General features: G+C 68.9%; 13 protein-coding genes and 1 tRNA gene. 8 read left to right on the forward strand and 6 right to left on the reverse strand.

Going from position 1 to position 13,247, the window contains the following annotated elements; translation table 11 throughout:
- From ACX1D1_RS10495 to ACX1D1_RS10505, 3 genes are read right to left on the reverse strand one after another with little or no spacing between them, the layout of a single operon-like run.
- Positions 1-1,305, reverse strand: a complete 1,305-nt coding sequence (locus ACX1D1_RS10495; protein WP_182799840.1) for a homoserine dehydrogenase — start codon at positions 1,303-1,305, stop codon at positions 1-3.
- On the reverse strand, positions 1,302-2,705 hold the full coding sequence (lysA, locus tag ACX1D1_RS10500) for a diaminopimelate decarboxylase (protein ID WP_182784139.1): 1,404 nt from the start codon (positions 2,703-2,705) through the stop codon (positions 1,302-1,304). Before lysA ends, ACX1D1_RS10495 begins: the two co-directional genes overlap by 4 nt.
- Before the next feature lie 47 nt (positions 2,706-2,752).
- Positions 2,753-3,247, reverse strand: coding sequence for a hypothetical protein (locus ACX1D1_RS10505; RefSeq protein ID WP_182784141.1), 495 nt, complete (start codon positions 3,245-3,247; stop codon positions 2,753-2,755).
- A gap of 60 nt (positions 3,248-3,307) precedes the next feature.
- Here ACX1D1_RS10505 and ACX1D1_RS10510 point away from each other — a divergent pair.
- From ACX1D1_RS10510 to galK, 5 genes are all read left to right on the forward strand, one after another.
- Positions 3,308-3,379, forward strand: a tRNA-Arg gene (locus ACX1D1_RS10510).
- Positions 3,380-3,407: 28 nt separating this feature from the next.
- A complete protein-coding gene (locus tag ACX1D1_RS10515; RefSeq protein ID WP_182799837.1) occupies positions 3,408-4,733 on the forward strand; it encodes a glycosyltransferase 87 family protein in 1,326 nt (441 codons plus the stop codon).
- A gap of 87 nt (positions 4,734-4,820) precedes the next feature.
- The gene (locus ACX1D1_RS10520) at positions 4,821-8,552 is read left to right on the forward strand and encodes a multifunctional oxoglutarate decarboxylase/oxoglutarate dehydrogenase thiamine pyrophosphate-binding subunit/dihydrolipoyllysine-residue succinyltransferase subunit (protein ID WP_459054527.1); all 3,732 of its coding nucleotides are present in this window, start codon (positions 4,821-4,823) and stop codon (positions 8,550-8,552) included.
- A 4-nt stretch (positions 8,553-8,556) separates the two neighbouring features.
- A complete protein-coding gene (locus ACX1D1_RS10525) occupies positions 8,557-8,736 on the forward strand; it encodes a DUF6104 family protein (protein ID WP_182784147.1) in 180 nt (59 codons plus the stop codon).
- Positions 8,736-9,884, forward strand: a complete 1,149-nt coding sequence (gene galK / locus ACX1D1_RS10530; RefSeq protein ID WP_182784149.1) for a galactokinase — start codon at positions 8,736-8,738, stop codon at positions 9,882-9,884. Before ACX1D1_RS10525 ends, galK begins: the two co-directional genes overlap by 1 nt.
- An 18-nt stretch (positions 9,885-9,902) precedes the next feature.
- On the opposite strand, the gene ACX1D1_RS10535 is transcribed toward galK, so the two are convergent.
- Positions 9,903-10,280, reverse strand: coding sequence for a hypothetical protein (locus ACX1D1_RS10535; protein WP_459054528.1), 378 nt, complete (start codon positions 10,278-10,280; stop codon positions 9,903-9,905).
- A gap of 168 nt (positions 10,281-10,448) precedes the next feature.
- On the opposite strand from ACX1D1_RS10535, the gene ACX1D1_RS10540 reads away from it, so the two are divergent.
- Together ACX1D1_RS10540 and ACX1D1_RS10545 are read left to right on the forward strand one after the other, a co-directional pair.
- A complete protein-coding gene (locus ACX1D1_RS10540; RefSeq protein WP_182784153.1) occupies positions 10,449-10,700 on the forward strand; it encodes a WhiB family transcriptional regulator in 252 nt (83 codons plus the stop codon).
- Between the two features lie 27 nt (positions 10,701-10,727).
- Positions 10,728-11,291, forward strand: a complete 564-nt coding sequence (locus ACX1D1_RS10545) for a protein-L-isoaspartate O-methyltransferase family protein (protein WP_459054529.1) — start codon at positions 10,728-10,730, stop codon at positions 11,289-11,291.
- Positions 11,292-11,295: 4 nt separating this feature from the next.
- On the opposite strand, the gene ACX1D1_RS10550 is transcribed toward ACX1D1_RS10545, so the two are convergent.
- Positions 11,296-12,738 (reverse strand): sensor histidine kinase, encoded by a 1,443-nt coding sequence (locus ACX1D1_RS10550; protein WP_459056580.1) that lies wholly within the window; start codon positions 12,736-12,738, stop codon positions 11,296-11,298.
- Between the two features lie 97 nt (positions 12,739-12,835).
- Between ACX1D1_RS10550 and ACX1D1_RS10555 the strand changes: the two genes are divergently transcribed.
- Entirely contained in the window at positions 12,836-12,910 is a 75-nt protein-coding gene (locus ACX1D1_RS10555) for a 50S ribosomal protein bL37 (RefSeq protein WP_370585812.1), read from the forward strand.
- A gap of 66 nt (positions 12,911-12,976) precedes the next feature.
- Here the strand turns inward: ACX1D1_RS10555 and ACX1D1_RS10560 are convergent, their stop codons facing one another.
- A complete protein-coding gene (locus ACX1D1_RS10560) occupies positions 12,977-13,237 on the reverse strand; it encodes a mycothiol system anti-sigma-R factor (protein WP_459054530.1) in 261 nt (86 codons plus the stop codon).
- Positions 13,238-13,247 lie beyond the last annotated feature (10 nt).

Consider the following 13,247-nt stretch of genomic DNA (forward strand, 5'->3'; position numbering starts at 1 on the left):
TCAGAAGCCCTCGACGCGCATCACGCGCACGTCCGAGCCGACGAAGTCCGCCCTCCGCAGCTCGTCGGTGACGACGGCGAGGTCGCTCTCCCTGGTGAGGTGCGTCATCACCCCGAGGCTCGCCGCGAAGCCGGCCTCGTGGTCTCCCCCCTCGCGGTAGCTCTGCTGCACGATGCGCAGCGACACGTCGTGCTCGCCGAAGATGGCGGCGCACCGGGCGAGGACCCCGGGCCGGTCCACCACGTCGAAGCTGACGTAGAACTGTGCCTGGGACTCGCCGATCGGCGCGACGGGGCGGCGGGCGTACCTGGAGCCTCCGTGGGCGGCGGTGCCGCGGTGCCGGTTGCGGGCCGCGGTGACCACGTCGCCCATGACGGCGCTGGCGGTGGGGGCGCCGCCGGCGCCCTGGCCGAGGAACATCAACTCGCCCGCCTCGCGTGACTTGACGAAGATGGCGTTGTAGGCGCCGGACACGCTGGCGAGGGGGTGCTTGTTGGCCACCATCGCGGGATGGACCTTGACGATCACGCGATCGTCGTCGGTGAGCTTGGCGATGGCGAGCAGCTTGATGGTGCAGCCCATCTGCTCCGCTGCCGCGATGTCAGCCTCGGTGACGTCCGCGATCCCCTCGCAGAACACCTCGTCGCGCTTGACCTCCGTGTGGAAGGCGAGCCCGGCCAGGATCGCCGCTTTGGCCGCGGCGTCGTGGCCCTCCACGTCCGCCGTCGGGTCCGCCTCCGCGTATCCGAGCGCCTGGGCCTCCGCGAGCGCCGCCTCGAAGCTGCTGCCGTCGGTGACCATCTTGTCCAGGATGAAGTTGGTGGTGCCGTTGACGATCCCCATCACGGCCGTGATGTCGTCCCCCACGAGCGACTCACGCAGCGGCCGCACGATCGGGATGGCCCCGGCGACAGCGGCCTCGTAGTACAGGTCCACGCCCTTGGCCTCGGCCGCGCGGGAGAGCTCCCCCAGGTCGTCGGCGAGCAGCGCCTTGTTGGCCGAGACCACCGAGGCTCCGTTGGAGATCGCGGTCAGCAGCAGGGAGCGGGCGGGCTCGATCCCGCCGATCAACTCGATGACGATGTCGAGATCCGTGCGCGCAACCAGCGACTCGAGGTCTGTGGTGAGCAGCGCGGGGTCGATGCCGGGACGCTCCGCGTCCAGCCGCCGCACGCCGATGCCGACCAGTTCCAGCCGACGCCCGATCCGGGACTCCAACGTGGCGCCCTCGCTGAGGATGATGCGGGCCACCTGGGACCCCACCACGCCGGCGCCCAACAGCGCCACCTTGAGCGGCTTGCTCACTCTCCCACGTCCAATCTCATCAGGTCCTCAAGTGTCTCGCGACGCAGCATCACCCGGGTGACGCCGTCCAGTGCCGAGACGACGGGGGGCTTCGGGATCTGATTGTAGTTACTGGCCATGCTGCGCGCGTAGGCGCCCGAGCCCGGGACCGCGATGAGGTCGCCGATGGAGACATCTGAGGGAAGGAAGACGTCGCGGATCAGGATGTCGCCGCCCTCGCAGTGCTTCCCGACCACCCGGCTCAGCACCGGCCCCGCGCTGGAGGTGCGGTTGGCGATCGCCGCGGAGTATTCGGCCGCGTAGAGGGCCGGGCGGATGTTGTCGCTCATCCCGCCGTCGACGCTGACGTAGACGCGGGACCGGCCGCCCTCCAGATCCACCACCTTGACGGTGCCGACACGGTAGACCGCCACCCCTGCCGGGCCGCAGATCGCGCGCCCCGGCTCGATGGACAGGTGGGGGCGCTTCAGCCCGAACCCCCGGCATTCGAGGTCGATCATCTCTTCGAATCCGGCGGCGATGTCCGCCGTCGCCGCGGGGGTGTCGGCGGAGGTGTAGGCGATGCCGAACCCGCCACCCAGGTCCAGCTCGGCCAGTTCGACGCCGGTGGCGGTGCGGAACTGGGAGGCGAGCCGCATGGTGCGGCGGATCGCCACCTCGAAGCCGTGGGTGTCGAAGATCTGCGACCCGATGTGGCTGTGGATGCCGGCCAGATCCAGGTACTGCGAGCTGTGGCAGCGCACCAGCGCGGTGAGGGCCTGGCCCCCGGTGATCGAGAGGCCGAACTTCTGGTCCTCGTGGGCGGTGGCGATGTACTCGTGCGTGTGTGCCTCCACGCCCGTGGTGACCCGGACCATCACCTTCGCCCGGTGACCACCGTCGGCGCAGGCGCGTTCCAGGCGGGCGATCTCGTCGAAGGAGTCCACGATGATGCGGCCCACGCCTTGGGCGAGGGCGAACACGATCTCCTCGTCGGACTTGTTGTTGCCGTGCAGGCCCAGGCGGGCCGCCGGCATGCCGCCGGCCAGCGCGATGCGCATCTCGCCCATCGTCGTGACGTCCAGGTTGAGGCCCTCCTCGGCCGCCCAGCGCGCCACCGTGCGGGTGAGCAGGGCCTTGCCCGCGTAGTAGACGTCCCACCCTGGGAACGCGGTGCGGAAGTCCGCGGCGCGGGAGCGGAAGTCCGCCTCGTCGATGACGTAGACGGGCGTGCCGTGCTCCTCGGCCACCTCCGTCAGGGCCACGCCGGCGACGACGATGCGGCCCCGGTCGTCGCGGTGGGTCCCGCGCGGCCAGAGCTTGGTCTCCAACGCGTTGAGATCCGCGGGCACGTCGAGCCATTGCGGCCCCCCGTGCGCGGCGTCCGCGTGGATGGACCCGGCGATGTGCATGTGCGTCATGGCGCCAAGCCTGCCAGAGCGCCGCGCCCCGCCGCCATCCGCGCGCCTCAGGCCGTGACTGAGACGCTCGTGAGGCCGCGGAGCACCAGCTCCGCGGGGGCCTCCACCCGGCGACCGTCCGCGGTCACCATGAGGTCTCCGCACGCGGCGCCCAGGCACTCGTCGTCGAACCGCACCCCCCAGAGCGTGAAGAACTCCCCCAGCGTGATGTCGCGGTTGCCGTCGCCTTCGAGCCACACCTCGCCGCCGGGGTCGTGGGTGTGGACGGGCGCCTGGACCGCGCGCAGCCGGTCGGCTCCGATGAAGGCCGGGATGTCCACCGGCTCGCCGTCCACGGTGACCGTGAGGTCGAGCACCCACGGGTCTGTGTCAGTGCCCAACGGTTGTTCCGGGAGGCCGGCCGCACGGATGTAGGAGACGGCGTCACGCGGGGCGTCCCACGGCGGAGCCGTCTCCCGGAGCACCGCCGGGGCAGGGTCTGGGCGCGCCACGCACGCGGTCAGGATCAGGACCGTCAAGGATACGGAGAGGATCGTGCGCACCCGGCCACCGTAGCCGGAACTTACAGCCCCACTGAGGAGGTGCTAACCTTTCGTGGTCCAGCCCCCGTAGCTCAGGGGATAGAGCACCGCCCTCCGGAGGCGGGAGCCGAGGTTCGAATCCTCGCGGGGGCGCTCAGCGCCGGCTGGCAGGAGTTCCGAGATGACCCACACGCGGTCGCCGGCACCCGCCGGCCCGTTCACCAGGTGGCCGGTGGCCCTCGCGCTCATCGCGACGTTCATCCTCACCCGCTTCGTTTCACACCTCCTGCTGGGCCTGGACGCTGTTGCTTTCGTCGCCAACGACGTCTCCTACTACGGCTATCACCTCTTCCGCCTGGATGAGGGCGAGTCGGGGGTGATGACCGAGTACCCCGTGCCCGCGGTGTGGATACTGCAGGCCGTCTACCGCCTGGGCGGAGGGTGGCAGACCTGGACGGCGGTCTACGTGGGTGTGTTCGTCCTGCTGGACGCCGCCGTCGCGCTGACGCTGTACCGCCGCGACAACGCTGCCGGAGCGCTCTTCTGGATCCTGTTCACCGGCATCCAGGGACCCATCGTGTGGTTCCGTTTCGACCTGATCCCAGCGGCGCTGGTGGCCTGGGCGTGCGTCTTCGTGACCCGGTTCCCGAGGCTGGCCGGCGGCCTCGTGGGTCTGGGGGCGGCGATCAAGCTGTGGCCGGCGCTCCTCATCGGACCGATGCTGGCCCCGCACCCCTGGCGGTCGGCCCGGGCGCGCGGCAGGGTGGTCGGCTTCGCCGTCGTGGGCTTCGGGCTTGCGCTGGCGTCGTTGATCACCAGCGGGTGGGCCCGCTCCGCCTCCCCTGTCACGTGGCAGGGCGAGCGCGGTCTGCAGATCGAGTCGGTGCCCGCCTCGCCGCTGATGTTCCTCAGAACCTTCACCGACAACCCGTCGTGGAACATCTTCCTGTCCCCCTACAACGCCCTTGAGCTCCAGGGTCCATACGTGGGGGGCCTCCTCACCGTGTCCACGGTGTTGACCGCACTGTCGTTGATCCTCGCCGGCTACCTGAGCTACCGGTTGATGCGTCATATGCACGACGACGACGAGCGCCTGCATGAGGCCATCCTGCTGGCCATCCTCACCATCGTGCTCGCCACGATCGTGGCCAACAAGACGCTCTCTCCGCAGTACATCCTGTGGCTGGGCGGTCCGGTGGCCGCGCTCCTGGTGGCCCGGACGAGTCACTGGCTGCGTCGTCCCCTCATTGTGCTGGCCGTCTCGTTGGTGATCGTGGGCCTGCTCACCCAGCTGACGTACCCGTGGGGCGCCTACGGGATCATGGCGATCCCCCTGGGGTCAGGGCCGGAGACCTCCATCCTGCTGCTGCGCAACCTCGCCCTTGTGGTGTTGACCGGGTACTCGTTCGCCCTCACCATCATGGCCAGCCGGCCTGCTCCGGACGTCTCCGAAGCACCGGGCGCGTCCATCCTCCCCGCTGGTCAGAGATCCGCAACGCCCCTCTGATGTGGGTAAGCTGCCCGTAAGCAGCAGCCGCAGACGTCTGCGGCCACCAGGACTCACAGAGGGGATCGTGGCCACGGCCACTCACACATGTCAGCACCTGACTCACTGGACGCTTTCGGGGCAAATTCTTGGCTGATCGACGAGATGCGGGAGGCCTACGAGGCTGATCCCCACTCGGTGGCCGCCGAATGGCGCGAGCTCTTCGCCGCAGACGAGGCTCCCGCACCTCAGGCGCCCCCCTCAACACCGCCGGACCCCACCCCCAAGCCGGCCCCGGCCCCGGCACCGGCAACGACGCCCGCTCCCCCCGCTCCAGCGACGCCGGTCGCCGCCCCCGCGCCGTCGAAGTCCTCCAAGAGTCAGGTCGAACAGGTCCGCAAGGGCACCGGCTCCCCCGCGAATCCGGGTACCGGCTCCACGCTGTCTGCCAACGCGCCCAACCCGGCGCTGCGCCCGGCGCCGTCGGTGGTGGAGCCCAAGTACACGGTGCTGCGCGGGGCGCCCATGCGCACCGCCAAGAATATGGAGTCGTCGCTGGCCGTCCCCACGGCCACGTCGGTGCGTTCGGTGCCGATGAAGCTGGTCATCGACCAGCGCACCGTCATCAACAACTTCCTGCGCACCTCCAAGGGCGGGAAGGTCTCCTTCACCCATCTCGTCGGCTACGCCATGATCAAGGCCCTGCGCGCGCTGCCGGACATGAACAACGCCTACGACGTGGTCGACGGCAAGCCCACGCTGATCGAGAATCCCGGGATCAACCTGGGCATCGCCATCGACGTCAGGAAGGGCGAGACCCGCCAACTCCTGGTGCCCAACATCAAGGGCTGCGAGAACCTCAACTTCTTCCAGTTCTGGTCCGCCTACGAGCAGGTGGTGCAGAAGACCCGCGCCGGTGACCTTCAGGTCAGCGACTTCGCCGGGACCACCGCCTCCTTGACCAACCCCGGAGGCATCGGCACCAACCACTCCGTGCCGCGCCTGATGAGCGGGCAGGGCGTGATCCTGGGTGTCGGCAACATCGACTACCCGGCCGAGTTCCAGGGGATGAGCCCCTCCCGGCTGACGGACCTGGGCGTGTCCAAGGTGACCACCCTCACCAGCACCTACGACCACCGTGTCATCCAGGGCGCCACCTCGGGCGAGTTCCTCAAGAAGATGCACGAGCTGCTGCTGGGGCAGGACCGCTTCTACGACGAGATCTTCGAGGCCCTGCGCATCCCCTACGAGCCGCTGCGCTGGTCACCGGATGTGTCGGCGCACCGCGACTCTCAGGTCAGCAAGACCGCCCGCGTGCTGGAGCTGGTCAACGCCTACCGCACCTTCGGCCACCTCGTGGCAGACACCGACCCCCTGGAGTACCGGCAGCGCTCCCACGAGGACCTGCGTCTCGAGACCCACGGCCTCTCCATCTGGGACCTGGATCGGGAGTTCGCCGTCGGGGTGTTCGGCGGTCAGGACCGTGCGTACCTCCCGCTGCGCGACATCATCGGAATCCTGCAGGACTCCTACTGCCGCACGATCGGCGTGGAGTACATGCACATCGCCGATCCTCGCCAGCGGGCATGGTTCCAGCAACGCACCGAGCGGCCGCACACGCCGCTGGCGCACGAGGAGCACATGCACGCCCTGGACAAGCTGAACGAGGCCGAGGTCTTCGAGACGTTCCTCCAGACGAAGTTCGTGGGCCAGAAGCGCTTCTCGCTGGAGGGCGGCGAGTCGCTGATCGTGCTGCTCGACGAGATCGCCCAGCAGGCCGCCAACGACTCGCTGGACGAAGTCTGCATCGGCATGCCCCACCGCGGGCGGCTCAACGTGCTGGCCAACGTCGTGGGCAAGAAGTACGCGTCGATCTTCAAGGAGTTCGACGGCCAGGTGGACCGCAGCGGCACGGGCGACGTGAAGTACCACCTAGGCGCCGAGGGCACGTTCGTCGCGGCCAACGGCGCCACCATCAAGGCCTCCGTCGCCGCCAACCCGTCTCACCTGGAGGCGGTCAATCCCGTGCTGCAGGGCATCGCCCGCGCGAAGCAGGACACCCTGGACGCCGACGACTACCCGGTGCTCCCGTTGACCCTGCACGGCGACGCGTCGTTCGCGGGCCAAGGGGTGGTGTTCGAGACCCTGCAGATGAGCCAGCTGCGCGGCTACAAGACCGGCGGCACCATTCACGTGGTGGTCAACAACCAGGTCGGGTTCACCACCGCACCCACGGAATCCCGCAGCTCCACGTACTGCACGGATGTCGCCAAGTCCATCTCGGCGCCCGTGCTGCACGTCAACGGCGACGATCCGGACTCCTGTATCCGGGCTGCCCGGGTGGCGTTCGACTATCGCCAGAAGTTCCACCGTGACGTGGTCATCGACCTCGTGTCCTACCGTCGGCGCGGCCACAACGAGGGCGACGACCCCAGCTTCACGCAGCCCAACATGTACGACCTGATCGAGCAGAAGCGCTCCACCAGGCGCCTCTACACCGAGTCGCTGATCGGCCGTGGCGACATCTCGCTCGCCGACGCCGAGGACGTCATGAACCGGTTCCGCTCCCGGTTGGAGAACGTGTTCCGCGAGGTGCGCGAGAGCACCGAGACCGACGACGACTACCGCAAGGTGCCCTACTACCCCACCAAGCCCGATGCCCGGCTCACGGAGATCACCGCCGAGATGCTGCGGACCATCGCCGACGTGCACACCCAGTTCCCGGACGGGTTCATGGTGCACCCGAAGGTGATGCCCCAGCTGGAGCGGAGGGCGCAGGCCATCCTGGAGGGCCCCATCGACTGGGCCACCGCGGAGATGATCGCCATCGGCTCGCTCCTGATGGAGCGCCGACCCGTTCGGTTGGCTGGCCAGGACTCGCGGCGTGGCACGTTCTCGCAGCGGTTCGCCGCCATCGTGGACCGGGTCACCAACGAGGCATGGGTGCCCCTGAAGCACCTCACCGGGGACCAGGGCACCTTCGATGTGTTCGATTCCCTGCTCAGCGAGTACGCCGCGCTCGGTTTCGAGTACGGCTATTCGGTGGCGCGCCCGGATGCGCTGGTCCTGTGGGAGGCGCAGTTCGGTGATTTCGTCAACGGCGCGCAGATCATCTCGGACGAGTTCGTCGCCTCCGGCAACGCGAAGTGGACCCAGAAGTCCGGCGTCGTGCTCCTGCTCCCCCACGGCTTCGAGGGCCAGGGACCGGATCACAGCTCGGCGCGGCTCGAGAGGTGGCTCCAGCTCTGCGCCGAGAACGCGCTTGCCGTGTGTCAGCCGTCGACGCCCGCCAGCTACTTCCATCTGCTGCGCCAGCACGCCTACGTCAACTTCCACCGGCCCGTGGTGATCGCCACGCCGAAGTCCATGCTGCGCAGCAAGCTGGCCACCTCGATGCCGGAGGACTTCACCTCGGGGGCCTGGCACCCGGTCCTCGACGACCCCACCGTCGAGGATCCCGCCGGCGTGGAACGCGTCGTCCTCTGCTCCGGCAAGGTCCGCTGGGACCTCGTGGCTCGTCGCGACAAGATGGGCCTCCAGGGGAAGGTGGCCATCGTCGCGCTGGAGCGGCTCTACCCGCTGCCCAGCGAAGAGCTGGCGGCCGTGCTGCAGCGCTACCGGCATGTGGAGGACGTCCGCTTCGTGCAGGACGAGCCGGAGAACCAGGGCGGCTGGCCGTTCCTGTCCGCGCACCTCCCGAGGGGCGTCAAACGGCACCTGCCGGACTACGAGCTGCGGATGCAGCTGGTGTCGCGGGAGTGGTCATCGGCACCGTCGGTGGGGTCGCTGAAGGTCCACAAGGCCCAGGAGGAAATACTCCTGGACGCGGCGCTAGGCTGATCCGGTGTACTTCACCGACCGCGGGCTCGAGGAGCTCGCTCATCGGCGCGGCCACGAGGAGTTCACCTTCGAGTGGCTCGCGGACCAGCTGCGCACATTCGTGGATCTGAACCCGGAGTTCGAGACTCCGGTTGAGCGCCTGGCCTCCTGGCTGGCAAGGCTGGACGACGAGGAGGACGACTGATGTTGAACCTGGAAGCGCTCATCGCGCGCTACCGCACCGTGGCCGGGGCGGATCCCGAGGGCCTGTGGTTCGCCCCGGGCAGGGTGAACCTGATCGGCGAGCACACCGACTACAACGACGGATTCGTGCTGCCGTTCGCCCTGGAGCGCAAAGCCGTCATCGCCGGCGGACGCCGCGACGACGACCGCCTGGTGATGGTCTCCCTCGAGCTCGACGACGAGGTGGGTGTCGCGCTCGCTGACCTGGCCCCCGGCACCGAAGGGTGGGCCTCCTACCTGGCCGGCGTGGCGTGGGCCCTTCGCGAGGCGGGCCACGACGTGGGCGGGGCCACCCTGGTGATGACCTCGGACGTGCCCCTGGGTGCGGGCCTCTCCAGCTCTGCCGCCATCGAGTGCGCCACCGTCGCCACCCTGGCGGACCTGTACGGGCTCGACATCCCCAAGATGGACCGGGCCAAGCTCGCCCGGGTGGCGGAGAACGCCTACGTCGGCGCCCCCACCGGCCTGCTGGATCAGGCGGCCAGCACCTTGTGCGAGGCGGATTCCGGCCTGTTCCTGGACTGCCGGACGCTGGAGACCCAGCACGTTCCACTGCCGATGGCAGAGCAGGGCTACGAGATCCTCGTGTTGGACACCAAGACCCCGCACAGCCACGTCGACGGCGAGTACGGGTCCCGTCGTGCCTCCTGCGAGGAGGCCTCGGCCATCCTCGGGGTCCCCGCCCTGCGGGACGTGACGGACCTTGAGGAGGCCCTGTCCCAGCTGGAGGACGAGACGCTGCGCAAGCGCGTCCGCCACGTCGTCACGGAGAACGAGCGGGTGCTGCAGGCCTTCGAGCTGGCCAAGCGCGGAGACCTGCCCGGCCTCGCGCCCCTCCTGGACGCCTCCCACGCCTCGATGCGCGACGACTACGAGATCACGGTGCCCACCGTCGACCTCGCCGTGGAGGCGGCACGGGCCGCCGGCGCCCTCGGAGCCCGGATGACCGGTGGCGGCTTCGGTGGCTGCATCATCGCCCTGACGCACGCGGGCGAGGCCGATGGGATCGGCAGGGCTGTCGCGGGGGCCTTCGCCGAGGCCGGCTACGGGACCCCGGAGTGGTTCTCAGCCACCCCGGCGCCCGGAGCCGGGCGGCTCCCGGGCCACTGACAGGGGCCTCACACCAGGTCAGGGGCGCCGTTCAAGCTCTCGACGGCCCACGGCGAGCACCGCTGTGACGGCCGTCGCGAGCACGAGCGGGGCCACGATCAGGCTGCCGACGAACTGGGCCCGGTCCGCGGTGGTGAGGAAGCTGCCCACCACCATCAGGTGCAGCAGCGACGAGGCCACGATCAGTCCGAGCGCCCACGGAACACGCTTGACCACCAGCCAGGCGATCAGCAGCAGCCCCGCCCCGTAGGCGATCAGCACCGCCGCGATCCCGACGCCGAACAGCCTCGCGTTGGCCGCCACGGTGGCCACCCCGATGCCGATGGTGGCCACCCCCGCAGCGGCGGTCAGGATCACGCAGATCGCGAGCAGGGGGCTTCGGAAGACGGAGTTCACGCCCCGAGCCTGCCCGACGCGGTCGAAATACCACAAGTTGCCCGGCCATTGGGTGTGGATCACCGCGTGGCCAGCAGCTATTGCCTATCGTAGGTCGCGGGGGTAGCCTGCTTGAGCTTGACGGCTATCCTTGCCCTCGATCATCCCCAACACGAAGGAGCCCCCACTATGGATTGGCGCCACAAGGCCGCCTGCCTCACGGAGGATCCGGAGTTGTTCTTTCCCGTCGGAAACACGGGCCCGGCGCTCCAGCAGATCGAGGAAGCCAAGAAGATCTGCATGCGTTGCGTCGTCCGGGAACAGTGCCTCTCATGGGCGCTGGAGGCGGGTCAGGATCACGGGGTGTGGGGCGGTCTGAGCGAGGACGAGCGTCGAGCCATCAAGCGGCGCGCCGCACGCTCGCGGTTGCGCAACTCCTGAGCCGTCGCTGCGCGGCACACTTGTGGGATGACCGACAGGCTTCAGAAAGCCTTCGACGCAGCCCCTCGGAGGCAGTTCCTCCCTGCGGATCAGCGCCACCTCAGTGACCTCGACGCCCCGCTGGCCATCGGCCACGGAGCCACCAACTCGCAGCCGTCCACAGTGCGCTTCATGCTCGAACTCCTGGACGCGCAGCCCGGGCAACGCGTGCTTGACGTCGGCAGCGGTTCCGGGTGGACCACCGCGCTGCTCGCGGAGCTCGTGGGCGCCGATGGGCTGGTGATCGGCGTCGACATTACCCCTGAGCTGGTGTCGATGGGCCGCACGAACCTGGGCGGCGGGCGGCCGTGGGCCCGCGTCGAGCTGGCGCAACCAAGTGTGCTGGGGTGGCCCGCTGAGGCGCCGTTCGACCGGATCCTGGTGTCGGCCGATGGGGGCCGGGTCCCCGCCGAACTCGAGGACCAGCTCGCGCCCGGCGGGCGCATGGTCCTCCCGGCGGACCGGGAGATGGTGGTGGTGCACAGGCGCCCCGACGGGGCCGTCCGTCGGCGTCGGGCCAAGGGCCTGTTCAGCTTCGTTCCTCTGCGCTGACCGGTCAGGCGACGACGGCGGGCACCTGAAGGGCGATCGTGGCCACCGCCCCCTGCGTGTCGTGCCGGTTCTCGATGGTCAGCGTGCCGTGCAGGTCCTTGATCAGGGTGGAGATGATCGCCAACCCGAGCGACGTCTGATTGCCCAGGATGAAGCCCTCAGGCAGTCCATGGCCCGCATCGACGATCCGGATCGTCAGAGCACCACCGACCCGCTCGGGGAGCACCTCGACGTAACCGGAAGCGCCGTCCAGGCCGTGCTCGACGGCATTCTGGCAGAGCTCGGTCACCACCATGGACAGCGAGGTGGCCATCTCCGCCGGGATCACCCCGAACGATCCACGCCGCACGGCCTTGACGATGCCGTGGGAGGCCGCCAGGTCCCCCACCATGTCCAGGATCTTGTCGCACACCTCGTCGAAGGCCACCGCCTCGCCCAGGCTGTAGCTCAGCGTCTCGTGCACCATCGCGATGGAGGAGACCCTCCGCATCGCGTCGCGCAGCGCCTCCTTGCCCTCAGGTGACGACAGCCGGCGCGACTGCATTCGCAGCAGCGCGGCCACAGTCTGCAGGTTGTTCTTCACGCGGTGGTGGATCTCGCGGATGGTGGCGTCCTTGGTGACCAGCATCCGGTCGCGACGGCGGAGGTCTGTCGTGTCACGGCAGAGCACCAGCATGCCGGCGGAGGTGTATTCGAGCCACAGCGGGAGCAGCACGAAGCGCATCGAGGCGCCCCGCGACTCGACGTCGAACTCCAGCGTGAGCCGGCCGTCGAGGTCGGCGTCCACGGTCTGCCCCATCGATTCGACGCGGTCGCGCAGCTGGCGCGTCAGGTCGCGGAAGTGCTCACCCTCGATGTCGCCGACGGCACCGAGGCGACGGAAGCCGGTCACGGCGTTGGGGCTGGCGTACGAGATCACGCCGTCCGGCATCACCCTGAGGACGCCGTCGGCGGCGCGCGGCGCCAACGCCTTGTCCGACGGCGTGACCAGCGGGAACTCGCCGCGCATCAGCATCTGGGTGAGGATCTCGGCCGCCTCGATGAAGTTCTCCTCCAGGGCGCCGGTGGCGCGCATCCCCATCTGGTTGGTGTGGCGTTCGATGACCGCGATGGGGCGGTCGTGCCGCAGCACGGGGATGGCCCACACGTCCACCGGGATCCCGGCGCCCAGCTCGTTGTCGCTGGTCTCGGCGATGGCGTGCGTCATGAACGCGACCGTGACCTGATGATCGGGCTCGAACTCGATCGTCTCCCCGACGATGTCCTCCTCCAGGGCGGTCGGCCCGGTCACCGGCCGCACCTGCGCGGTGCACGAGAACACGTCGCCCTCCTCGGTGAGGGGCTTCCACAGCACCAGGTCCGAGAAACTGAGGTCTGCCAGCAGATGCCACTGGGAGACGAAGGCGTCCAGCCACTCGTCGTCGGTCAACTGTCCCAGGTCTCGCATCACGGACCCAGCTTGCCATGGATGAGCTTTAGCATGCGCGGGGGTCGATCTGGCACAATGTGGTGTCCTACAGCTACTGAAATACAAGGAGACTCTCATGGGTAAGACCGGACGCAAGCGTCGCGCTCGCCGCAAGAACAAGGCCAACCACGGCAAGCGTCCCAACACCTGAGCCGAGGCCCGAAAAACCAATAAGCCCCCGCGGATCCCTGCGGGGGCTGTTGCGTTGTCCCTGCCGTCAGTGGCTGCGGGTCACTACTCGCATCGTCTGGATCCGCGCACTCAGCGTGGCCGGCGCCTTGGCCGCCAGCTGACTGCGCTGGATCATCTCGGTGATCGTGGATTCGATCTCGAAGTTCTCCATACATCGCTCACAGGCGTGCAGGTGCAGCCGGATCAGGTCTGCGTCACCCTCGAGGAGTTCGTTGCGCAGGAACGAATGGACCTGCGAGAGCGCCTGCACGCACTCGTCCATCTCGTCGTGCTCGTGCGAGTACATGTCCGGATCC

The sequence above is a fragment of the Tessaracoccus luoxuelianae genome (assembly GCF_054483915.1).

Bases quoted from the DNA above. Each gene is read 5' to 3' on its own strand.
- lysA (WP_182784139.1), bottom strand. From the start codon at position 2,705: ATGACGCACATGCACATCGCCGGGTCCATCCACGCGGACGCCGCGCAC.
- ACX1D1_RS10515 (WP_182799837.1), top strand. From the start codon at position 3,408: ATGACCCACACGCGGTCGCCGGCACCCGCCGGCCCGTTCACCAGGTGG.
- ACX1D1_RS10520 (WP_459054527.1), top strand. From the start codon at position 4,821: ATGTCAGCACCTGACTCACTGGACGCTTTCGGGGCAAATTCTTGGCTG.
- galK (WP_182784149.1), top strand. From the start codon at position 8,736: ATGTTGAACCTGGAAGCGCTCATCGCGCGCTACCGCACCGTGGCCGGG.
- ACX1D1_RS10540 (WP_182784153.1), top strand. From the start codon at position 10,449: ATGGATTGGCGCCACAAGGCCGCCTGCCTCACGGAGGATCCGGAGTTG.
- ACX1D1_RS10545 (WP_459054529.1), top strand. From the start codon at position 10,728: ATGACCGACAGGCTTCAGAAAGCCTTCGACGCAGCCCCTCGGAGGCAG.
- ACX1D1_RS10550 (WP_459056580.1), bottom strand. From the start codon at position 12,738: ATGCGAGACCTGGGACAGTTGACCGACGACGAGTGGCTGGACGCCTTC.
- ACX1D1_RS10560 (WP_459054530.1), bottom strand. From the start codon at position 13,237: ATGTACTCGCACGAGCACGACGAGATGGACGAGTGCGTGCAGGCGCTC.